This window comes from Pseudotamlana agarivorans, assembly GCF_001642835.1.
In the GTDB taxonomy this organism is placed as follows: domain Bacteria; phylum Bacteroidota; class Bacteroidia; order Flavobacteriales; family Flavobacteriaceae; genus Pseudotamlana; species Pseudotamlana agarivorans.
The window spans coordinates 281,288-302,367 of record NZ_LXEI01000003.1; the positions used below are offsets into that span (position 1 = coordinate 281,288).

16 protein-coding genes and 1 tRNA gene are annotated in these 21,080 nt (G+C 35.6%); 10 read left to right on the plus strand and 7 right to left on the minus strand.

Annotated elements, in window-relative coordinates; genetic code table 11:
- The first annotated feature begins 41 nt into the window (after positions 1 to 41).
- A complete protein-coding gene (locus tag A6I66_RS06985; protein WP_067147024.1) occupies positions 42 to 497 on the plus strand; it encodes a PA2169 family four-helix-bundle protein in 456 nt (151 codons plus the stop codon).
- A gap of 152 nt (positions 498 to 649) precedes the next feature.
- On the opposite strand, the gene rimM is transcribed toward A6I66_RS06985, so the two are convergent.
- The 3 genes from rimM to A6I66_RS07000 form a co-directional block, all read right to left on the minus strand.
- The gene (gene rimM / locus A6I66_RS06990; RefSeq protein ID WP_067147025.1) at positions 650 to 1,177 is read right to left on the minus strand and encodes a ribosome maturation factor RimM; all 528 of its coding nucleotides are present in this window, start codon (positions 1,175 to 1,177) and stop codon (positions 650 to 652) included.
- 169 nt (positions 1,178 to 1,346) lie between these two features.
- On the minus strand, positions 1,347 to 1,859 hold the full coding sequence (locus A6I66_RS06995) for a 30S ribosomal protein S16 (protein ID WP_067147027.1): 513 nt from the start codon (positions 1,857 to 1,859) through the stop codon (positions 1,347 to 1,349).
- Between the two features lie 382 nt (positions 1,860 to 2,241).
- On the minus strand, positions 2,242 to 3,306 hold the full coding sequence (locus A6I66_RS07000; RefSeq protein ID WP_067147030.1) for a lactonase family protein: 1,065 nt from the start codon (positions 3,304 to 3,306) through the stop codon (positions 2,242 to 2,244).
- Positions 3,307 to 3,501: 195 nt separating this feature from the next.
- On the opposite strand from A6I66_RS07000, the gene A6I66_RS07005 reads away from it, so the two are divergent.
- The 7 genes from A6I66_RS07005 to A6I66_RS07035 all read left to right on the plus strand — a co-directional run bounded on the left by A6I66_RS07005 (position 3,502) and on the right by A6I66_RS07035 (position 11,963).
- On the plus strand, positions 3,502 to 3,951 hold the full coding sequence (locus A6I66_RS07005) for a ferritin-like domain-containing protein (protein ID WP_067147032.1): 450 nt from the start codon (positions 3,502 to 3,504) through the stop codon (positions 3,949 to 3,951).
- Between the two features lie 269 nt (positions 3,952 to 4,220).
- Entirely contained in the window at positions 4,221 to 8,606 is a 4,386-nt protein-coding gene (gene dnaE / locus A6I66_RS07010) for a DNA polymerase III subunit alpha (protein ID WP_067147034.1), read from the plus strand.
- A 126-nt stretch (positions 8,607 to 8,732) separates the two neighbouring features.
- Positions 8,733 to 9,290 (plus strand): hypothetical protein, encoded by a 558-nt coding sequence (locus tag A6I66_RS07015; protein WP_067147036.1) that lies wholly within the window; start codon positions 8,733 to 8,735, stop codon positions 9,288 to 9,290.
- Positions 9,291 to 9,717: 427 nt separating this feature from the next.
- On the plus strand, positions 9,718 to 10,035 hold the full coding sequence (gene trxA / locus A6I66_RS07020; RefSeq protein WP_067147038.1) for a thioredoxin: 318 nt from the start codon (positions 9,718 to 9,720) through the stop codon (positions 10,033 to 10,035).
- Positions 10,036 to 10,124: 89 nt separating this feature from the next.
- A complete protein-coding gene (locus A6I66_RS07025; RefSeq protein WP_067147040.1) occupies positions 10,125 to 10,667 on the plus strand; it encodes a ClpP family protease in 543 nt (180 codons plus the stop codon).
- Between the two features lie 147 nt (positions 10,668 to 10,814).
- Entirely contained in the window at positions 10,815 to 11,741 is a 927-nt protein-coding gene (locus A6I66_RS07030) for a DUF58 domain-containing protein (RefSeq protein ID WP_067147042.1), read from the plus strand.
- Between the two features lie 148 nt (positions 11,742 to 11,889).
- Positions 11,890 to 11,963 (plus strand) — tRNA-Asp (locus A6I66_RS07035).
- Positions 11,964 to 12,360: 397 nt separating this feature from the next.
- On the opposite strand, the gene A6I66_RS17105 is transcribed toward A6I66_RS07035, so the two are convergent.
- The 4 genes from A6I66_RS17105 to A6I66_RS07055 form a co-directional block, all read right to left on the minus strand.
- Positions 12,361 to 12,927, minus strand: a complete 567-nt coding sequence (locus A6I66_RS17105) for a HupE/UreJ family protein (RefSeq protein WP_067147044.1) — start codon at positions 12,925 to 12,927, stop codon at positions 12,361 to 12,363.
- Positions 12,920 to 13,417 carry a DUF6702 family protein gene (locus A6I66_RS07045; protein WP_317047669.1) on the minus strand — a complete coding sequence of 166 codons (498 nt, stop codon included), beginning with the start codon at positions 13,415 to 13,417 and terminating at the stop codon, positions 12,920 to 12,922. The genes A6I66_RS17105 and A6I66_RS07045 overlap by 8 nt, the downstream gene beginning before the upstream one ends.
- 65 nt (positions 13,418 to 13,482) lie before the next feature.
- Positions 13,483 to 17,400 carry a fibronectin type III domain-containing protein gene (locus tag A6I66_RS07050; protein WP_169815716.1) on the minus strand — a complete coding sequence of 1,306 codons (3,918 nt, stop codon included), beginning with the start codon at positions 17,398 to 17,400 and terminating at the stop codon, positions 13,483 to 13,485.
- 319 nt (positions 17,401 to 17,719) lie between these two features.
- Entirely contained in the window at positions 17,720 to 18,862 is a 1,143-nt protein-coding gene (locus A6I66_RS07055; RefSeq protein WP_067147055.1) for a BamA/TamA family outer membrane protein, read from the minus strand.
- A gap of 488 nt (positions 18,863 to 19,350) precedes the next feature.
- Here A6I66_RS07055 and A6I66_RS07060 point away from each other — a divergent pair, with 488 nt between their 5' ends.
- The gene (locus tag A6I66_RS07060) at positions 19,351 to 20,352 is read left to right on the plus strand and encodes a LacI family DNA-binding transcriptional regulator (protein WP_067147057.1); all 1,002 of its coding nucleotides are present in this window, start codon (positions 19,351 to 19,353) and stop codon (positions 20,350 to 20,352) included.
- A gap of 487 nt (positions 20,353 to 20,839) precedes the next feature.
- Positions 20,840 to 20,986: a hypothetical protein gene (locus A6I66_RS16625; RefSeq protein WP_157614121.1), complete on the plus strand. Its 147-nt coding sequence runs from the start codon at positions 20,840 to 20,842 to the stop codon at positions 20,984 to 20,986.
- Positions 20,987 to 21,080 lie beyond the last annotated feature (94 nt).

A 21,080-nucleotide genomic window follows, 5' to 3' on the forward strand; every position in this document is an offset into this window, starting at 1 on the left:
CCTTAGCGTAGTTGGTACTAAGAACTTAAAAGAAGATAGCTATGAAAACGAAAGAAAAATTTGTAAATAACTTAAACAGCCTTTTAATTATGAATGCTGAAGTTGAAAAGATTTACACCGAACTTGTTGATAAGGTTTCCGATGAGGATTTAAAAACCTTTTTTAGTCAACAAGGGATGCAAAGGCGTGAATTCACTAATGACTTGAAAGCCAAAATTGTTAGTCTTGGTGGATCTTATGAGAATAAAGGCCGTGTGCAGAGCGAATTGTATAAGTTCTGGATGAATATTAGAAACTTTGTAATGTTTAACAAAAGCGAAGAAAGCTTAATGAACGAAGTTCGTGATATGCAAGGCTTAACTATTAATAAGTATAACGACTTATTACGTATGTTAGGTTTGCCACTTTCTATCTGTAAGCTTTTAATCAAACAACGCGATAGAATTCAAGATGCTAAAGATAGCATTGAAAGACACAGGTTAATCGCTTATGCTTAAGCGTTAATGTATTAGTATAAAAAGAAGCGTTTTAAAACAAGGTTGTTTTAAAAGTTAGATTTATGTTGTTCTAATTATCAGAAAGATGTAAGTATAGCTTTTAAAGCAGCTTTTTTTTATGAATACCAGGTTTGTCTATTCTTTAGTTCTAGCTATTCTAAATATAAATCAATGAGGCCTTCTGGGGTTTCAACTATAATGGTTTTATTACTGCGGTCAACCTTCACAATAAATTCATCATTCATAGGAATTAGAATTTCTAAACCATCGCGATCAATTTCAAAAAGGGCTTGGGCCGTCGAGTCGTTTATCGCTTTGATGGTGCCTACTTTACCAAAGTTTACATCTTCAATGGTAAATCCAATGACTTCGTGGAAATAGAATTTATTACCTTCCAACTTAGGGAGTAAATCTAAAGGTAGATATAAGTCCGTTTTCATAATCGCATCAGCATCGGCTTCGGTATCAACTTCTTCGAATTTGATTCTAAGGAGTTCCGATTTGTGCAATTGTGAACTTTCAATAAAAAAAGGAATGAGGTTGTTTCTTAAATCTAAAAAAATAGCATCTAAATTTTCGTAAACTTCAGGTTCATCGGTGTCTAATTTTGCTAATACCTCACCTTTAAAACTGTACTTTTTTACAATTTTACCTAAATAGAAACAATCTTCTTTTTTCATTGTAAGTGCTTTTTTTATTTCCGCGAAAGCGGAAATCTCTTCAAATTAATCCTAGAGTAAAATAGATTCCCGCTTTCGCGGGAATGTTTAATAATGACCCTAAGAGTTATTATTAAACAAAAAACTCCGATATTTCTACCGGAGTTTAAAAGTATAAAAAAAAGTTTTTTTATTCTTCTTCGTTTGATGCTTCAGCTTCAGCAGCAGGAGCTTCTTCAGCAGCCTCTTCTACTACAGGAGCAGCGGCAGCAATTCTTGCTTCGTTAACAGCTTTCTCTGCAGCTAATGCTTCAGCTTTTGCTTTAGCTTGCTCTTCAGATAAACCTTCAACTTTAGCTTGAACTTTACCAGCTTTTTCTTCTAACCAAGCTGTGAATTTAGCCTCAGCTTGCTCTTCAGTTAAAGCGCCTTTTCTAACACCACCAGCAAGGTGATTTTTTAATAAAGCACCTTTTTCTGATAAAAGGTTTTTTGCAGTGTCAGTTGGTTGTGCACCATTCTGTAACCACTGTACAGCTCCGTCAACGTTTAATTCAACAGTTGCAGGGTTTGTGTTTGGATTGTAGATACCTAATTTCTCTAAGTATTTACCATCTCTTTTCGCGCGAGCATCTGCTGCTACGATCCAGTAAAAAGGTTTTCCTTTTTTACCGTGTCTTTGTAATCTAATTTTTACAGGCATAATAATTAATTATTTGAGGTTCTCGACCTCGATTATTAATGAGGGCGCAAAGATACTATATTTTTTTAATTTTCAGTGGTTTATTGTTGCTGAAAAATGATGTTGTTCATTTTTTTCATTGATAAAAAAACGAACCAAAAAAATCTAGGCTGACGAATCTTTATCTAAATTTATCGTTCGACCCCTAAATTTTAGGAACTCGCAATGAAATTTATTGATTATAGGAGCATTGGTTTAGCTCAAACAACCTAAAATTTCACGGGGTTTTCACTTCAAATTTTACGATAAATTTTCGATAGGCCATAAAAAACTATTTGATTACAATAGCTCTTTTTTTCTTAATAATGCTTGGTTGTATGTTTTAATATATAGTAGCTAAAAGTTAAAAAAGTAAACATACCGGTGTTGGTGTTTTATGGTCTTGTAAGAAACTGAGTTCTCCTGTGTTAGGATCAATTTTAAAAACTACCAAGTTGTTGCTTCTACGATTGGCTACGATTAGAAATTTACCTGTTGGGTCTATAGCAAAGTTTCTTGGCCAATCGCCATAAACTGATGCGTTCTGTATTTTCTCGATAGTACCTTTTTTAGGATGACGCTTAAAAACTGCTATGGTGTTTTCGCCGCGATTGGAAGCGTATAAAAATTGCTCATCTTTAGATAAATGGATGTCGGCTGAAGCATTTTCGCCTTTAAAATCTTCTGATAAAGTGGAATCGAAATCAATTTCTTTAAATTTATTGTTCGATCTTTTTATTGAGGTAACACTGCTACCTATTTCGTTAATCACATAAAAAAACTCACCATCTTGAGTCGTGGTAAAATGTCTAGGGCCCGGGTTGTCTTTTGTTTTTACAATAGCATCAGTGTCTAGTTTGTACTCGCCCTTTTTTAATTCGTATTGAAAAACAGAATTGGTACCTAAATCGGCAACAAACAAGTCGTCATTAATAAAATGTGCAGAATGAGCGTGTGATTTTGTTTTTTCTGAATTATGATCGAAAACCTGAGAAGCATCACTTAAAGTGCCGTCTTCATTAATCGGGAAAATAGCAAGGGTGCCTCCTCTGTAATTTGAAACGGCGGCTTTAGTTCCTGCTTTGTTTAAAGCAATATGGCAAGGTAGTTCGCCATGACTACGCATTCTGGTAAGCATGGTTAGCGAACCATCGTCGTTAACGGCATATGACGAAACAAATCCGCTATTTGTGGCATTGGTCGAGTATAAATATTTTCTGTTTGGACTGTATTCTAAAAATGAAGGGTTGTCAATTTTTATAGCTAAAGTTTGCTTGCTTAACGTGCCGGTTTCGGTGTTAAATTGAAGTTGATAAATACCCTCGGCATCTTCGTTGGTGTAAGTACCCACGTAAAGCGGGATGTTTTGAGCGTGCATTTTTGTTGAAAAAACGGCTAAAACCAATAATATAAGGTGTCTGTACTGCATGTGTTAAATTTTAATGGTCTAAATTATGATAATTTATCTTAATGGTAAAGGCTATTTTGTTAAGGGCTCTTAAATCTTTGGTAAAGTCTGTTAAATCCTTGTGTTTAAAAGGGTTTTGACTTACATTGATAATAGTGATGTGAAACAATACACATCCTAAAAGAAGTTATTGGAATTTAAAATGAAAGCGTTATTATGAAGTATACTGAAGAAATTTCAAATAAATTAAACGAATTATTAATCAAGAATTTTGATGCCGAGAAAGGTTATCTCAACGCGGCAGAAACCGTTGATGATCCTAAGCTTAAAATGTTTTTTAAAAGAAGAGCCATCGAACGTGGCGACTTTGCTAAAGCTTTAAGAATTGAGATTTTAAGATACGGTCAAATCCCTGAAGACGGCGGCAGCTTTAAAGCGGCCATGCACCGAAATTGGGCCATACTAAAAACCATGTTAGCCTCTGATGATGCTGAGGTGGTTTTAGAAGAAGCCATTCGTGGCGAAGAAGAAAGTTTAAAAACCTACGATGATATTCTTAAAGATAGAAACCTGCCACCAAGTATTGATGTGATGCTGAATAATCAGCGTCAAGCTATTCAAGCGGCAATAAATTCAGAAAAAGTTCACGAAGAATTAATCTCTTAAAACAGATTAAAATAGTGGCTAATTGAGGCTGCCTTAAAAGTTAAAACAATCGTTATGCTGTATTTAAAACAGCGTCTCATGACATTTCAAATGATTATGAGAATCTGAAACACATTCAGATTGACGTGAAATAGACTTTTAAGGCAGTCTCTTTTTTTTTGTTTACAACTTTTAGATAATCGGTTTTTAAAACTGTAAATTCTACGTATTTTTATGAGCTAAGATTTATTATTCTAATCGCCTTATTTACAAACGCCTAAACTTCAAAAATGTACTTAATTTTCGATACAGAAACCACAGGATTGCCTAAACGCTGGGATGCACCCATAACCGATGTAGATAATTGGCCAAGGTGTATTCAAATCGCTTGGCAGTTGCATGACGAGATGGGACGTTGTATTGAGAGTCAGGATTATTTGGTGAAACCCGAAGGTTTTAATATTCCTTATGATGCCGAGAAAATTCACGGTATTTCTACCGAATTGGCCGAAGAGCAAGGCGTGTCTTTAGCTGAGGTTTTAGAGAAATTTAATGAGGCCCTAGGAAAAACAAAATTTGTAGTCGGACAAAATGTGAAGTTTGATTTAAATATTATGGGCGCCGAATTTGTGCGTGAGGCTGTTGAAAATAACTTGCAAGAACTGCCTGTTTTAGATACCTGTACCGAGCACACGGCCGAACTTTGTAAAATCCCCGGTGGACGCTACGGAAAATTTAAACTCCCAACGCTTACCGAATTACATGAGTTTTTATTTAACGAGCCATTTGCCGAAGCGCATAATGCGACTGCCGATGTGGAAGCCACAACCCGTTGCTTTTTAGAGCTTATTCGTTTAGAGGAGTACACTAAAGAAGCACTGGACGTTCAGCCCGATTATTTTGAGAATTATAAAAAGGCCAATCCAGAGCCCATCCAACTTATCGGATTAAAGCATATCAACCTTAAACGGGAGAGTGCTAAAATTCAAGAACGCATCAAAAAGGCGCAAACCGTTGATGTGTCTTCCGAAGAAATCAAACAAAATATTTCTGAATTAGCCGATGTCGATTTTGTGCATCTGCATAATCACTCGCAGTTTTCGGTATTACAATCAACCATGGGTGTGGCCGATATTGTCTCGGCAGCAGCAAAATATAACATGCCTGCTGTGGCTTTAACCGATCATGCTAATATGATGGGGGCTTTTCACTTTGTGAATGCGGTAAACCGACACAATAGTGGGGTTCAAGCCAAAATTAAAGAAGCCGAAGCTACGGGAGCAACCGTTACAGCCAAAGAAATTAAACCCATTATTGGTTGTGAATTTTTTGTTTGTGAAGATCATTTAGATAAAACACGAAAAGACAATGGGTATCAAATTGTCCTACTCGCTAAAAATAAAAATGGCTATCATAACCTAGCCAAATTATCATCGCATGCCTTTGTAGATGGTTTTTATTATTTGCCTAGAATTGATAAAAAATTAATTCAGCAATATAAAGAAGATGTTATGGTGCTCACCGGAAACTTATATGGTGAGGTGCCAAGTAAAGTGCTTAATGTAGGTGAAAACCAGGCGGAAGAAGCGCTTTTGTGGTGGAAAGAAGAGTTTGGCGACGATTTGTACGTCGAAATCATGCGCCACAATCAAGAAGATGAAAATCGTGTGAATCCTACGCTTATAGAATTAGCGCGTAAACATGATATTAAATTAGTAGCTTCCAATAACACGTATTATCAAGATAAAAAGGATGCTAATGCGCACGATATTTTACTTTGTGTAAAAGATGGTGAAAAGCAGGCGACACCAATTGGTCGCGGACGCGGGTACCGATTCGGATTGCCAAATCAGGAATACTATTTTAAGTCTTCCGAAGAAATGAAACAGCTTTTTAAGGATGTTCCTGAAGCGATTTCTAATGTGCAAGAGGTTGTAGATAAGGTTGAGGCATACCAACTAGCACGTGATGTTTTATTACCAGCTTTTGATATTCCCGAGGAATTTAAGCATGATGAAGATTTAGTTGATGGTGGTAAGCGTGGTGAAAATGCTTTTTTAAGACATTTAACTTATGAAGGTGCTAAGAAACGTTACGGCGAACCCCTTTCGGAGGAAGTTATTGAGCGTCTCGATTTCGAGTTAAGCGTTATTGAAAATACAGGGTATCCAGGATATTTCTTGATTGTTGAAGATTTTATTCGCGAGGCCCGAAATATGGATGTTTCGGTGGGGCCAGGCCGTGGTTCGGCAGCAGGGTCGGTGGTAGCCTATTGCTTGTGGATTACCAATATTGACCCCATGAAGTACGATCTGCTTTTTGAGCGTTTCTTAAATCCCGATCGTGTGAGTATGCCCGATATCGATATTGATTTCGATGATGAAGGTCGAAGCCGTGTTATGGATTATGTAATTGATAAATACGGCTCCAATCAGGTGGCACAAATTATCACTTACGGTACCATGGCGGCAAAATCGTCTATTCGAGATACGGCACGTGTACTGGATTTACCGCTTTTTGATGCCGATAGAATTGCCAAGTTGATTCCGAATATGTCTAAGCTGAATAAAATATTTGGTTTAGATGAAAAAGCATTGGCTTCTAAATTTAGAGCTGAAGAATTAGAAAAAGTAAACGAGCTTTTAAATATTGCCGATGGTAGTGATTTGCAAGCTGAAACTTTAAATCTAGCAAGAACTCTTGAAGGTTCGGTTAGAAATACGGGTATTCATGCCTGTGGGGTAATTATCACGCCAGACGATATTACCAAATTCGTTCCGGTGTCTCTAGCTAAGGATTCCGATTTGTATGTCACCCAGTTTGATAACTCGGTGGTGGAAGATGCGGGACTGCTGAAAATGGATTTCTTGGGACTAAAAACCTTAACCCTTATTAAGGATACGGTTAAAATTGTAAAAGCCAAACATGGTATAGAGCTCGATCCCGATAGTTTTCCTTTAGATGATGAGAAAACATACGAATTGTTCCAACGTGGTGAAACGGTTGGGGTGTTCCAGTACGAATCGCCTGGTATGCAAAAACACCTTCGCGATTTAAAACCTACGGTTTTTGAAGATTTAATTGCCATGAATGCCTTGTATCGTCCGGGGCCTATGGAATATATTCCGAGTTTCGTTAGAAGAAAGCATGGCGATGAAGAGATTGAGTACGATTTACCAGCCATGGAAGAGTACCTCAAGGAAACTTATGGTATTACGGTATATCAGGAGCAGGTGATGTTACTGTCGCAAAGTCTTGCGGGGTTTACAAAGGGTGAGGCCGATGTACTGCGTAAGGCGATGGGTAAAAAGCAAATTGCGGTACTTGATAAAATGAAACCTAAGTTTATCGAGCAAGCCAGCGCCAACGGTCATGATGCTAAAATTTTAGAGAAAGTTTGGAAAGACTGGGAAGCTTTTGCGAGTTATGCTTTCAATAAATCGCACTCCACTTGTTATGCTTGGATTGCCTACCAAACTGCTTATTGTAAAGCGCATTATCCTGCCGAATATATGGCAGCTGTACTTTCTAATAATATGAATGACATTAAGCAGGTTACGTTTTTCATGGACGAATGTAAGCGTATGAAGCTTGATGTACTAGGGCCCGATGTGAATGAAAGTTACTATAAGTTTTCGGTAAATAAAGATGGGGCCGTTCGTTTTGGAATGGGGGCGATAAAAGGTGTTGGTCATGGAGCTGTAATGACTATTGTTGATAATCGTGAAGATGGGCCATATAAATCCATATTCGATTTAGCAAAACGTATAGATTTAAGAGCAGCCAATAAAAAAGCTTTTGAAAACCTAGCTTTAGCTGGTGGTTTTGATGGTTTGGCTGATACACATCGCGCGCAATTTTTTCATGATGATGGCGATGGTATTACTTTTTTAGAAAAAGCCATTAAATACGCTCAAAAGCATAAAGAAAATGAAAATTCGGCCCAAGTAAGTCTATTTGGCGAAGCTAGTGAGGTGCAAATAGCCGAACCCGAAGTGCCGCCTTGCGAGTCTTGGGGTACCATGGAGAAGCTAAGTAAGGAGCGTGAAGTGGTAGGGGTATATATTTCTGGGCATCCTTTAGATGATTTTAAAACCGAAATGAAAACCTTCTGTAACGCGCAGGTAGGTATGTTTAATGATTTAGAAAAATATGTAAATCGCGAGTTGGTTTTTGGTGGTGTGGTAACCGATGTGCAGCATCGCGTAAGCAAGCAAGGTAAAGGATGGGCTTTATTTACTATTGAAGATTACTACGATAGTTTTGAGTTTAGAATTTTTGGCGAGGAGTATTTAAAGTTCAGACACTTTTTTATGCCTAATAATTTTGTGTTTGTAAAGGCTTTTATCCGTGAAGGTTGGGTGAACAAAGATACTGGAAAGAAAGGGGATCCTAGGTTGCAGTTTAACAGTTTTCAGTTGCTTCATGATGTGATGGAGAATTACGCTAAAAAGCTTTCTATTCAAGTGGATATTAATGATCTTGATGATAAAAAAGTGATGGATTTAAAGGAGCTGATTCAAATGCACCCAGGAAATCAATCGCTTAATTTTGATGTTTACGATACTAAGGAAAAGGTGAAAATATCTATGCCTAGCAGACGCCAAAAAGTAAGAGTGAGTCAGGAGTTGATTTCCGAGTTAGAATCAAGACATATTATGTTTAAGTTGAACTAATTCCTGCGGAGGCAGGAATCTCATACTATGAAAAAGGTATTTCGTAGTTGAATTATAGATTACTAAGTTGTCTTGATGTTGTGGGTTTAATATGTGTGAGATGATTTAGTTGGCAAACATTTAAAAATGAACGAAAGGGAAATAACAAAGCTTATTGATTTAATCATAAGAGATATTGAAGATTTTGACTGCTTTGGTATTGATAAAGTTGTTCGTGAAAATTTAGATTCTAAGGAAAAAAACAACAAAGAATATTTTTCTAAACTAATCGATACAATAGTCTTGTTTGGAAATAACAATGATTTGTTTGTTTCAAGAAATAAACACGGATGGTTTAGCTTAACGGAAAATGGGAAAAGATTAAAACAGTCCAATAAATCATTTAAAAAATTCCAAAAATCTGAAAATAAATCAGATTGGTATAATAAGCCTTGGGTTGGTTATTTAATTGCAGCAATCGTATTCGTATTTACTGTTTATCAACATTTTGACAATCGTTCTCTAAATCGTGAAGTTGACATTTTAAATAAAAGATCTGATTCTCTCAATAATTTAATTTTAACTTATAAAGATTCTATCCCTGAATTGAGGCAACAACTTGAAAATCATTTATCAGAATTAGAACAAGACACAATATCTAAGTTTTATCATTCTGATTCATTAGCCAACACGGTGTATAATTAATGATTAATTCTAGCTTGCTTACAAAAAATTTCGCCGATTTTTAGTTTGGTGTGTACCTACTAAGTTAAGTGATAAAACACGCTATATATCATGTAAGAAACCGTTGAGGTCATGAAATAAAAGCATCCCTCTCTATTTGATAGAAGTTAAACGCCGCGCAAAGGATAGTAGCGGCATCCTTTTTTGTGAAAATTGAACTTGAGGGAAGTTGTTTTTGTAAACTTGGGTATTGCTTTCTGAAGGTAAATCTGAATTTGAACACAAAAAAGATATAGCGGATAGCCTGGTTTATGCGCCCAAAACCTTATGAATAGTAGGAATTGATAACGCTATAAGGAAAACAAATTGTAAGATTGTAAGCTTTAGAGTTTTTTTTGACTAATTTTGTACTTTAACATTGAAGTAAAATAGATAAAATATAAATATTATGGCATTAGAGATTACAGATGCGACGTTTGAGGAAACGGTTTTAAAAAGTGATAAACCAGTTTTAGTTGATTTTTGGGCTGCGTGGTGTGGACCTTGTAGAATGGTAGGACCAATTATCGAGCAAATTAGTGAAGAATACGACGGTAAAGCTGTTGTAGGAAAGCTAGATGTAGATGCTAACCAGGAATTTGCAGCCAAATATGGTGTTCGTAATATTCCAACAGTATTAGTTTTTCAAAACGGAGAAGTTGTTGGAAGACAAGTTGGTGTAGCGCCTAAAACGGCATATACTGAAGCTATCGACGCACTTCTATAGTTTATAAGTCTATATTAATAAAAGAAAAGAGAAAAGGTTTGCCGTAATGGTAAACCTTTTTTTATTTTTAGAACAAAATTAAAATCAAAATGAGCGATAAAATAAAAGTACAAGATGCTATTGATAGCAAATTTATAGAACAACGTAAAGTGTTTTTATGGGGACAAGTTGATGATAAATCGGCAAAACATGTGATTGATCGATTGATGTATTTAGATAGTTTAGGAACTGAAGATATTGAGCTGTATATTAACAGTCCTGGTGGTTATGTGACTTCAGGATTTGCTATTTACGATTGTATTAAGGCGTTAAACAGTGAGGTGTCTACCATTTGTACGGGGTTTGCTGCGTCGATGGGTTCTATTATTTTATCGGCAGGAGCAAAAGGGAAACGTTTTATTCAGCCTCATGCTCGTGTGATGATTCATCAGCCTAGTGGAGGTGCTCGTGGACAGGCCAGTGATATTGAAATTACAGCTAAAGAAATTATTATCACTAAAGAGTTAAGCGCTAAAATTTTAGCAGACAACTGTGGTCAAGATTATGAGAAAGTCATGAAAGACTTTAATCGTGACCATTGGATGGGTGCCGAAGAATCGGTGGCTTACGGGATTGTTGATGGGGTGAAGTAAAGTCAGGCCCCCTAACCCCCAAAGGGGGAACTTTTACTCATTCCTAATAAAATATTGAGAATATTAACGTTTAAAAAAAATTAAAAACCATGTAGCTCCACATGAGTGTTCCTCCCCTTCGGGGAGGCTAGGAGGGGCTCTTCTTATATGCTACAAAACGAACTCAACAAAGCGGAAGGTTTTAAAAACCTCGAACTTCTTGCAAAACAAGTGGTCGAGGGCTTTATTGCGGGTATGCATAAGAGTCCGTTTCATGGCTTTTCGGCAGAATTTGCCGAGCATAAAATTTACAATCAAGGTGAAAGTACCCGTCATATCGATTGGAAGTTGTTTGCAAAAACCGAAAAGCTATACACGAAGCGCTACGACGATGAAACCAACTTGCGTTGCCACATGATCATAGATAATAGCAGTTCGATGCATTATCCTAAAAGGCAGTCTTTCTCTATAAATCATTTGAACAAAATAGGGTTTTCGGTACTAGCGGCTGCTGCGCTGATGCAAATATTAAAGAAGCAACGTGATGCTGTGGGATTGAGTGTGTATAGTGATCAGTACGATTATTACGCACCAGAAAAGGGGAGTGAGCGACACCATCAAATGTTGCTAAGTGCTTTGAGTGAGGTTGCTATTTCCAATTCGGAAAAGAAACAAACGGATACCTATAAGTATTTGCACGAAATTGCAGAGAAGATCCATAAACGCTCCATGATTTTTTTGTTTACGGATATGTTTCAAGCTTCGGAAGATGATTCTAAAATGTTTGAAGCCTTACGTCATTTAAAATATAACAAACATGAAGTCGTGTTATTTCATGTTATGGATAAAAAGAAGGAGCTAGAATTTGATTTTAACAATACACCAAAACGGTTTGTAGATGTTGAAACAGGGGAATATATTAATTTATATGCCGATGCTGTTAAGGAAAGTTATCGGGATACTGTAGAAAAGTACTTTACAAACTTACGTTTGAAATGCGGACAGTATAAAATAAAGTATGTGGAAGCTGATATTAACGCCGATTTTAATCAGATACTAACAACGTATTTAATCGAGCGTCAAAAATTCTCGTAAAAGGGCTTTTTTTATTAAATAAAATATGTTTAGTAAATAGTTGATTTTCAAGACTTATAAAATTAAATGAAAATTTTTATAAAAAAAACTCAAAAAACGTTTGTGAAATTTAAAAAGGCGTGTATCTTTGCACTCGCAATAAAGCAACGGTCTGGTAGTTCAGTTGGTTAGAATGTCGCCCTGTCACGGCGAAGGTCGCGGGTTCGAGTCCCGTCCAGACCGCTAAAATTGCAAAAAGAAAGCTCTGAGAAATTAGGGCTTTTTTTGGCAATTATAATGAGGTTGTGTTGTTCACGCTATAAGCGTGATGTAGTTTACCAAAGTTATTTGGTATTCCAATGGAAAGCTTTCCTTTTTTCTGCGAAGAAGATGGGGATGCTTTTTTGTTTTAGGACGGTTTGTAGTTTGTTGGTGTCACAAAAAGTGATGTTTGTTCAAAAGCTATAGCTAAACCTTATAGGCGCACAATGTTTCTCCTGTTATTCTATCCTTATTACCTTCAGAGCGCTTTAAAAGCAATCTTTTAGCATTAAATGGCCTTGCAGAAGTGGTTAAACTTCTAAATTGAGATTACTCCTGACTTAATACTAGACCTTCTTCAAATACTTATAAATAGGCCTTAAAACATAATTAATAGGACCATTATTGAAATGACCAGATTGATAAAGACTCTAGTGTAAGTTAGATTTAATTTGGTGAATTTCACTAAATATATTAGTGATAAAAAAAGAAATACGATTATTAACTGAGCAAGCTCTATCCCTAAATTAAAACCAAGTAAAGGAGATAATATGGAGTCGTCTTCGAAGAGCATCATTCTTAAAAAATTTGAAAATCCCAATCCGTGAATTAATCCAAAGCATAATAAAATTGGGTAGGTTACAACTAGATGATTGTTTCTTTTATTACTCAATAAAACCCAAAAGTTGTTAGCACAACTAAGTAATATTGTTATAGGAATTAGAGTTTCTACTAGATTGGGGTTTATAGAAATAATGTTTAAACCCGATAAAAGTAATGTTAAGCAGTGTCCAATAGTAAAAGCTGTTACTAAGCCAACAACTTGTTTCCATTTTTCAAAACTGTACAATAAACTGAACGATATGATGAAGTATAAATGGTCTAACCCGTTTAAATCAAGTATATGAAAAACACCTTGTTTGAAGTAGAGAAAAAAATCACTCATTTAATAATAATTTAGCTTGTCTTAACATAAATCTATTGGTGGTGCCGTTGTGTTTAACCGAATTTACCTGATTCGCGAATACGTCAAAAAACAGGGCGTTTTCCATGTAGTAAGGTTTTTTTTTGTTTATGGACTCGACAGTTTTAGATTTCACCTGTAGTACGATTCCGTTTTCAATCATTTCAATAGAAGTGATTTTAAAAGGAATTTTTTTATCGCCTGTAGTTATAAAGAGTCGTTCATTCATATAAACTTGGAGTGCTTTTACTCCATTAGATTCAAGTGTGGAAAAATCGGCCTTACTTAAGCGATAGCGGTTTTGCATGTGCAAGGTTAAATCGTCCAAAAAAAACTTTGAAGTTAATTGCCCATGCCCTGTTTTGTGGATAGTAAGTTTACTGTACGACATTTTAAGAGGATGTATAGCCTTAAACGCAAATAAAGTGATACATAAAATGTGTAGCAAAAATATAACTTTCAATCTTCTCATATGCTATGAATAAAAACATCCCTTTCTTAAGTAAAAAAGGGATGGTCTAATTTTTTTTTCGTTGCTTATTTAAGCGTTAATTTAATGGTGTTCCATAGGCCATTAGTTTTAACTTTTACGAAATACATACCTCTATTAACCGATTTTAAATTAAGGGTTGCTGAGGTGAGGTTGATTTGGTTCTGTACTGATACCAGTTTACCGTTTACATTATAAACTTCTACAGCTTCAATTTTAAAATCTGATTTTATGTAAGCAATACCTAATGTTGGATTTGGATAAATGGTGATTTTATTGGTTTTTTCTGAAACATCATCCATGTCTAAAGTGGAATCAACTACCGAGAAATAAAACTTATTTGAAAGCTCATGGTATCCGTCATCTTCAAAAAGCGCCAAATAATAATCCCCTGTGCGGTTTATTCCTTCTAATGTAATCGTTCCAGTATTTGGATTTGCATTATCTACATAATCCCATGTTGTAGAGTATACGCCAGCGCCACCAGGAGTTTGACCAACTTCGTAAACACCAATCCAATCTGTTAAATTACCTGGACCATTGGCATAGTTAACGGTTAAATCTTCGTTGATATTAACCTCATTTACAGCCATAGTTGTTGTTGGTTTTGCTGTTTTAGTAAAGCTTACACGGTTAGAGATTTCTTCACCACTTGTAGGGTCCATCACTACGGCAAAATAAGTGCCAGCATCTACTGGTAATGTGTTTTCATCTTCTGAATTACCAGTTGTACCGTTTAATTCTACCGAGCCATTAGCGGTGTCTCCTAAATTAAGAAATGTATAATGGCTATCTACTTCAGGGTTGCTTCCGCTTGGGAAAACAGCAATATAGTCTTCATTATCTCCTGTGCCATTGCTAAGACTGAACGTTATGGCATCTCCGAGGTAGTAATCGGTGCTATTAGTGCTTAAAGTTACTATTTGGTTTCCTATCTGGAAGGGTTCTCTGGATCCAAATTCATTATAGCTACCATTTGTATGATAAACAGTATAGTAAGCGCCTTCTTGTAAAACTCCGAAATTGAATGTTTGTGGAATGGATGTCACATCAAAACGAGCAACTAAAGTAGATGGACTTGGCTCTGTTCCTGACTTATAAACGCCAATCCAATCTGTAACGTTAGCTAGGCCTCCAGAAGTAAGTTCGATATTTACGTCATCTGTTTCATCAAAAATAGACTGTGAACTGCTTAATATAGGTGTGGCTCTAACTTTAAAAGCTATGCGATTTGCTAATTCATTATACCCATCATTTTCAAATAGGGCAACAAAATATTCGCCTCCGTTTGTTAATGTGAAACGTCTAGCTCCATTAATTTCTGAATTGATATAACTCCAGTCCTGAGAAGTAACTCCAGAGGGTGTTTGGCCATCAAAGTAAATACCTAACCAATCATTTGTGTTTCCAGGAGCATTTACAAAATGAACATCAAAAGGTTCGTCTTGGTTTACTATATTACTATCAAGGTAGATCGCCGGAGTGTTTGTAATTGTGATAGGGATCGCATTGGATACCTGAGTATAACTATCGTTTGTGAACATAGCTAAATAATAATTTCCAGCTTTTGGTAATTGGTTTGGTCCACCTTGAACAAATTCTGTTCCCGTAATAGTTGTTGTGCCTTCGGTTAAGCCACCAAAATATTTGTAAGACCATAGGTTTTCGGTACCTGCAGAGTTTCCATCATCTATAATAACACCTATGTAGTCTTTTTCAATACCAGGCGCATCTGTGAAATTTATAGTTATAGGTTCTCCTTGTGAAAATGTGTTTTTTGATAAAGAAATGTTTGCGATTTCATCTCCAATTTGAAAGTTAATTTGCTCTCCAGCGATTAAGTCGCTTCCTTCTACATGATAAACAGCATAATAATAAGCATTTGGTAAACCACTAAACGTAACATGGTCTGATGATGTATTTACTGGTATGCTTGTAATTTCGTTACCACTTCCAGCATCTACACCAACTTTATAAATACCTATCCAATCACTCGAATTGTTTGGGTGGTTTTTATAAGTAATGGTAACATCATCACCATCGTTGTATGCTGTTTGGTTTGAAGAAAGTGTAGGAATGTCACCTACCCAAAAGGAAACGCGATCAACAATCTCTTCGTAGCCATTGTTAATAAACATGGCGGCATAATAAATTCCGCTGTTAGAAATATTGAATGTTTTTATTCCGCTAGATGCACCATTTACATATTGATAAGCTTCTGAAAGGTCTGGCCCAGGAACATCACCATCATTATAAATTCCAATCCAATCTTGATTTCCTCCGGGCCCATTTATAAAGGTAATCTCAATGTCTTCATTAACATGATATGATGGTTTGTCAAGATAGATTAAAGGTTCTCCGTCGTTACTGTTTTCTATTGTAAATTCGATACTATCTGACCATGGGCTCCAACCAAGGTTGGCATCACGGTGTCTCACTCTGGCGTAGTAAGTACCGTTACTTAAGAAATATTCCGGAATGGTATAATTTAAAATGCCTTCACCTAAACCAATGTTTACTGTTTCATCGGTAGTGGCTCCTGGTCCATAATAGTTGTCTACATGTCTAAACGAGTCAATGTCTATAATAGAGAAATCGTTTGTAGAGGCGATTTGGTATTGTGTAGAGTTAAGTACTTCCGAAGAGGTCGTAGCATAGGGGGAGCTATTAAAAGTGAAGGGTAAGTTTATTGAAGCCTCAATGGTATTTGTAATAGTTGGCTGGTCTGGAGCAGCTACACCACGCTTATATTTAAATTCGTCTAAAAGCTCACTGTCTTTTGTTGTTGTTAAACTTCCAATCGTGTAAGATTTTAGACTTAATTCGTTTGTGATGTTGTTTATTTCAATAAACTGGTAAGCAAAATTTGACCAGCTACCCTGTGTTTCTTCTCTATCATCTTCATTAACACTATCACCCCAATATTGTGGCCAAGCTGTTCCTCCGGAAATTATATGATAACTGTTATGATTTTTAAACTGCCCTCTGGCATACATATGATGGTGACCTGCCATATGTAAAGCATATTTCTCTGTTGAATGCAGAATAGGTACGATAGTATTCGCAAACCATGCTGAGTAATCGTTGGAATATTGTTCTGCTTGGTAAGGTCTGTGAGCGATTGATATTATCCACCCTATATTACTATCTGTTTTTGCGTAGTTTATGACGTCTGTTGCCCAATTTTGTTGCGTTGTAGACTGGAGTTCGGTATCGAAAACCATGAATAGCACATTAGCCATTTGGTATGCATAATAACGTTCTGTGCCTGAGTTGATACCACCATAACTAAAATTATCGTCTAAAACAAAATGGTCGTAGTATGCTTGTAGAGCTCCATTTTGGTAAGAGCCACCATAAACTTCATGGTTTCCTACAGCAGTTATGAGCGGTAAATCAGGAGTGATATAACTTGTTTTTTCAAAGTGAATTTTTTCATAGTGCTCTAATTTTCCATAGTCTACTTGGTCGCCATCATTCATTATAAGGTTAAAATGGTCCGCTAGAGGCGAACCATATAGTTCTTCAGCTTTCGCTTTTGATGCTTGAACCAACTCATTAAATTTCATGTACGGTTTTCCGTTGTAATTTATTAACTGATGGTCTCCCAAAGCAATAAATCTAAGTACTCCGCTTGAGTCGCCTAAAGCAGGTGGTGTTTTAAAATAGTGTATATCAGATACATCATTAGTGCCACTGCTAGCTTTATAATAGTAACCGGTGTTGGGAGTAAGCCCCGTCAGTTTTATGGTATGATAATGATAAGGTGTGTGATAATCAGAGTCTTTTGGTTCTAAGTTTACTGTGGTTCCCGTTGCTGATAAATTAAGATTTGTTGCATCTGTTCCATAAATAATTGTAGGATTCGTGCCGTTATCAGTTTTCCAATTTACATAAATTGAATTTGGCGTAGCGGCCTGTAAATAAGGTTTTATGGTTTGGGCAATACAAAAAGAATGTATCATCAAAAAAAACGCTAAAAAAGGTAGTTTTAGTCTCATTTTTAAATCACTATAAAGGTTAACTAGTTTTTCGGCGAAATTACCTCTGTGATTCTGTTTGAATGTTTTTAGAATGTTATGTGATATTCAATAAATTCCTATTATAATGTTATCAATGTGTTGTTTTTGTTAATTAATACGTTTTATTTTTAAATGAAAATTTTATTTAAGAAAGTCCTATAGATGTCAAAATATTTTTTTTGAGACTTTCTATATGGAAAGCTTTCCTTTTTTCTGCGAAGAAGATGGGGGTGCTTTTTTGTTTTAGGACGGTTTGTGTTTTTTAAAAAGCTTCTGCAAACCCAAAATAAATTCCCGAAATGTTGTGAGGTCCAAATCCGAAATCAATTCTAAGATTCGTATTGTTTTTAGAGTCCACTTTAATACGTAAACCGGCGCCGTAAGATAATTTCCATCCGTCAAGAGATAATTCTTCATAGCCACTAGCTACACGCCCCGTTCCAATCCAAGCTGCTGCTCCAAAAATATTCCAAATTGGTGCGCGGTATTCCACCTGCGAATCGACTAATACGTGGTCGCGATAAGCACCTCTAAAGTAACCGCGCATTTGTGAATCGCTTCCAAGCATTGAAAGTTCGTAAAAGGGGGTGTTACCGGGCGTGTTACTTGTGGTGGCTTGAATGGCTACGATATGGTTTAACCATGGATTAAAATATTTTCTGGCATCAATTTCATATCTAGAAAATTGATAGGTGCTTCCTAAAAATTTAGGGTTGGTTATAATATACGTCATAATATACGCGCCCTCTTGTGGGTTGTACCTGTTATCACGGCTATCATAAGAAAATGCTAAGCCAGTTCCTAAGGAAACCCCGCCATCCAAACCTGTAACGTTGTCTTGTATTAGGAAACTATCTGGTTCGGTTTCAATATGATAATAACTAGAAAAATTTATTGGAACTCCAACATAATAGTATTTGTTAAAGCGGAACATATATGTCGCAAAAAACTTAATGCGTTCTAATTGTATTTCTTCTACATCCTCTCGTTTAACATCATTGCCAATTCCAAAAATATAATCTGGCTGTTTCTGGTAATTTATATAAGCTATTACCACCCGGTCATTTTCTTTAAATATAAGTTCTGTGGAAATGGAAGCATTAATACGTCCTTTAGAAGATAATGTAAAGACTTCCGATAGTTTAGAGGGTTTTGATATGGTGTCTTTTTTAGAAAGGGCTAGCAAATTAAATTTAGTGAATCCATAAATATTTCCAGCTTCTGGGTTGTGGGAATAAATGGGGACAGGGAATTTTTTAAAAAAGGCTTCAGCTTTCTTATTGAACTTATCAAATTTTGATTCGGGCTTAGTACTATCGGTCTCTTTTGTTTTTGGGATGGAATCATGCTGTGCAATAATAGTGTTCGTACAGATGAGAAGTAATAAAAGAATATGCTTTTTCATAAGCATTTGAATTATCTACAGAGAGGTTATTTTAAATTCAATTAGCAATTAAGCTAAGTTAGGTTTAATTTTTTTAAATGGTGGTGCCCTATAAAGTAATATGCTGTGTTTTAAGTTTAGAATTCATTGTTTCTTGACGTTCCGAGAAAAGGGGTTGTTATTATTTTTTTTGGTTATATTTAGGACGTGTGTCTTAATACTTTATTGTATGTTGAATTACTCAATTTAGTTCTAATGTTCATGTAGTATTTTGGAGAAAGTTCTATCCCGAAATTTTCGGTGATTTGTACCAGGCATGCTTATATTGTAGTAAGCTATAAAATGATGACTGTAATACTTCCAGTTTGGAATGGTGATGCTTGTAGCTAAAAATATTAATGTGGAGCAGTTCTAGTTTTTAATGATAGCAGATTTTCAAAAAAAATAATTCATTAGTAGCAAAGAGTAATTTTGTACATTGCATGAGTTATACAATATTATAATAATTTATGGTGACCTTAAAACAATTGGCTAAAGAGCTAAATGTATCGATATCTACAGTTTCAAAAGCCTTAAATAATAGTACCGAAATAGGTGGTGAAACCGTAAAACGCGTTAAAGAGCTCGCCGAATTATATAATTATAAGCCAAATAAAGTGGCTTTAAGTTTAAAACAGAATAAAACCAAAACGATTGGTGTTATTATTCCGAATATTCTTAATCACTTTTTAGCTAAAGTGCTTTTCGGAATAGAAAGAGAAGCTACTAAAAACGGTTATAATATTATAACCTGTATTTCTAATGAATCTTTAGATAAAGAAAAAGAAGGTTTACAGTTACTTGCTAGCGGAAGTGTAGATGGATTTATTTTGTCAATGGCTGAAGAGACTCAGGTTAAAGGCGAAGTTGAGCATTTTAAAAGAACCATCAGTCAGGGACTGCCTGTTGTTATGTTTGATCGCGTTGCTCATGATGTGATGTGTGATAAAGTAATTGTTGATGATTTCGAATCGACTTATAATGCTACAAAAACATTATTAGCAGAAGACCGTAAAACCATTGGTTTTATTAGTAATATCAATGACTTAAGTGTTGGGAAGCTTCGAGAACGCGGTTACAATAAAGCGATTTTAGAAGCAGGAATGGAGCCCCTGGTTTTGAAAATTAAGAAAAAAGATGATCAGCAGAAAAAGATCAAGAATTTTTTCAAGAAAAATGGTCAACTAGATGGTATTATTGCCGCCGACAGTTCTTCCGGAATAATAGGTTTGAATATGGCTGTCAATTTTGGCTTAAAGGTACCCAAGGATATCTCTGTAATTGGTTTTGCCAGTAAGTCTGATTCTTATCATACGTTACCTAGATTAACCACTATTCGTCAGCATGCTAAAATTATCGGCTCTAAAGCTGCCGAACTCCTTATTAACAGACTTCAGCAAACGCCTCGAGATGAGAATTTTCGCACTAAGATAGTGAAAACCAGCCTCATAAAAAATAAGTCTACACTTTAATTTGTTAAAATTTCATGTATTTCAGCGATTATAAGCCCCTTTTTTTTGAGGACTTAATAATTTAAAATATTTGTAATTATATTAGAACGCTGAATGATTAACAAATTGCTTCTTTATTTCCTTAAAAAATCATTCATGGCTATTTCCTAGCCATTTCCTCTCAATATCCATACGCTAATGGTCGTGTTTTATGCGCGTCCTCAATGTTTATTAAGTGCTTTTTAGTATCTAAAAATTAGAGTATCTGTGCTTTAATTGAATATTATATATAATAACTTAAAACCGAAAAAATGAAAATTCTTAAAATCACATTAGTAGTAGCAGTCTTTATTACTTTATTCACGTCTTGTGCCGAGCAAGATGTCCACGAGGAAGACATTCTTATCGTCAAGCAATCGACGACCTTAATCAATAGTGGGAATGTAATCGAGCGTTAATCTCTAAAAAAAACATTATTAATTGCAATTAAAAACCAAAATTACGAAAAATGAAAATTCTTAAAATCACCTTATTAATAGCAACCTTCATTACTTTTCTTTCATCTTGTACTGAGCAAGATCTTCATGAAGACGACATGCTAACCGACGAAGAAACAACGATCTTAGTCATAGGAGGAAACGTAGTTGAGCGCTAATTCCGAAAAAACAAACATCTCTAATATCAATTTAAAATTACGAAAAATGAAAATTCTTAAAATCACCTTATTAATAGCAGCCTTCATTACATTA

Excerpts from the sequence above, each read along its gene's own strand:
- A6I66_RS06985 (WP_067147024.1), top strand. The coding sequence starts at position 42 with ATGAAAACGAAAGAAAAATTTGTAAATAACTTAAACAGCCTTTTAATT.
- rimM (WP_067147025.1), bottom strand. The coding sequence starts at position 1,177 with ATGAAAAAAGAAGATTGTTTCTATTTAGGTAAAATTGTAAAAAAGTAC.
- A6I66_RS06995 (WP_067147027.1), bottom strand. The coding sequence starts at position 1,859 with ATGCCTGTAAAAATTAGATTACAAAGACACGGTAAAAAAGGAAAACCT.
- A6I66_RS07000 (WP_067147030.1), bottom strand. The coding sequence starts at position 3,306 with ATGCAGTACAGACACCTTATATTATTGGTTTTAGCCGTTTTTTCAACA.
- A6I66_RS07005 (WP_067147032.1), top strand. The coding sequence starts at position 3,502 with ATGAAGTATACTGAAGAAATTTCAAATAAATTAAACGAATTATTAATC.
- dnaE (WP_067147034.1), top strand. The coding sequence starts at position 4,221 with ATGTACTTAATTTTCGATACAGAAACCACAGGATTGCCTAAACGCTGG.
- A6I66_RS07015 (WP_067147036.1), top strand. The coding sequence starts at position 8,733 with ATGAACGAAAGGGAAATAACAAAGCTTATTGATTTAATCATAAGAGAT.
- trxA (WP_067147038.1), top strand. The coding sequence starts at position 9,718 with ATGGCATTAGAGATTACAGATGCGACGTTTGAGGAAACGGTTTTAAAA.
- A6I66_RS07025 (WP_067147040.1), top strand. The coding sequence starts at position 10,125 with ATGAGCGATAAAATAAAAGTACAAGATGCTATTGATAGCAAATTTATA.
- A6I66_RS07030 (WP_067147042.1), top strand. The coding sequence starts at position 10,815 with ATGCTACAAAACGAACTCAACAAAGCGGAAGGTTTTAAAAACCTCGAA.
- A6I66_RS17105 (WP_067147044.1), bottom strand. The coding sequence starts at position 12,927 with ATGAGTGATTTTTTTCTCTACTTCAAACAAGGTGTTTTTCATATACTT.
- A6I66_RS07045 (WP_317047669.1), bottom strand. The coding sequence starts at position 13,417 with ATGAGAAGATTGAAAGTTATATTTTTGCTACACATTTTATGTATCACT.
- A6I66_RS07050 (WP_169815716.1), bottom strand. The coding sequence starts at position 17,400 with ATGATACATTCTTTTTGTATTGCCCAAACCATAAAACCTTATTTACAG.
- A6I66_RS07055 (WP_067147055.1), bottom strand. The coding sequence starts at position 18,862 with ATGAAAAAGCATATTCTTTTATTACTTCTCATCTGTACGAACACTATT.
- A6I66_RS07060 (WP_067147057.1), top strand. The coding sequence starts at position 19,351 with ATGGTGACCTTAAAACAATTGGCTAAAGAGCTAAATGTATCGATATCT.
- A6I66_RS16625 (WP_157614121.1), top strand. The coding sequence starts at position 20,840 with ATGAAAATTCTTAAAATCACCTTATTAATAGCAACCTTCATTACTTTT.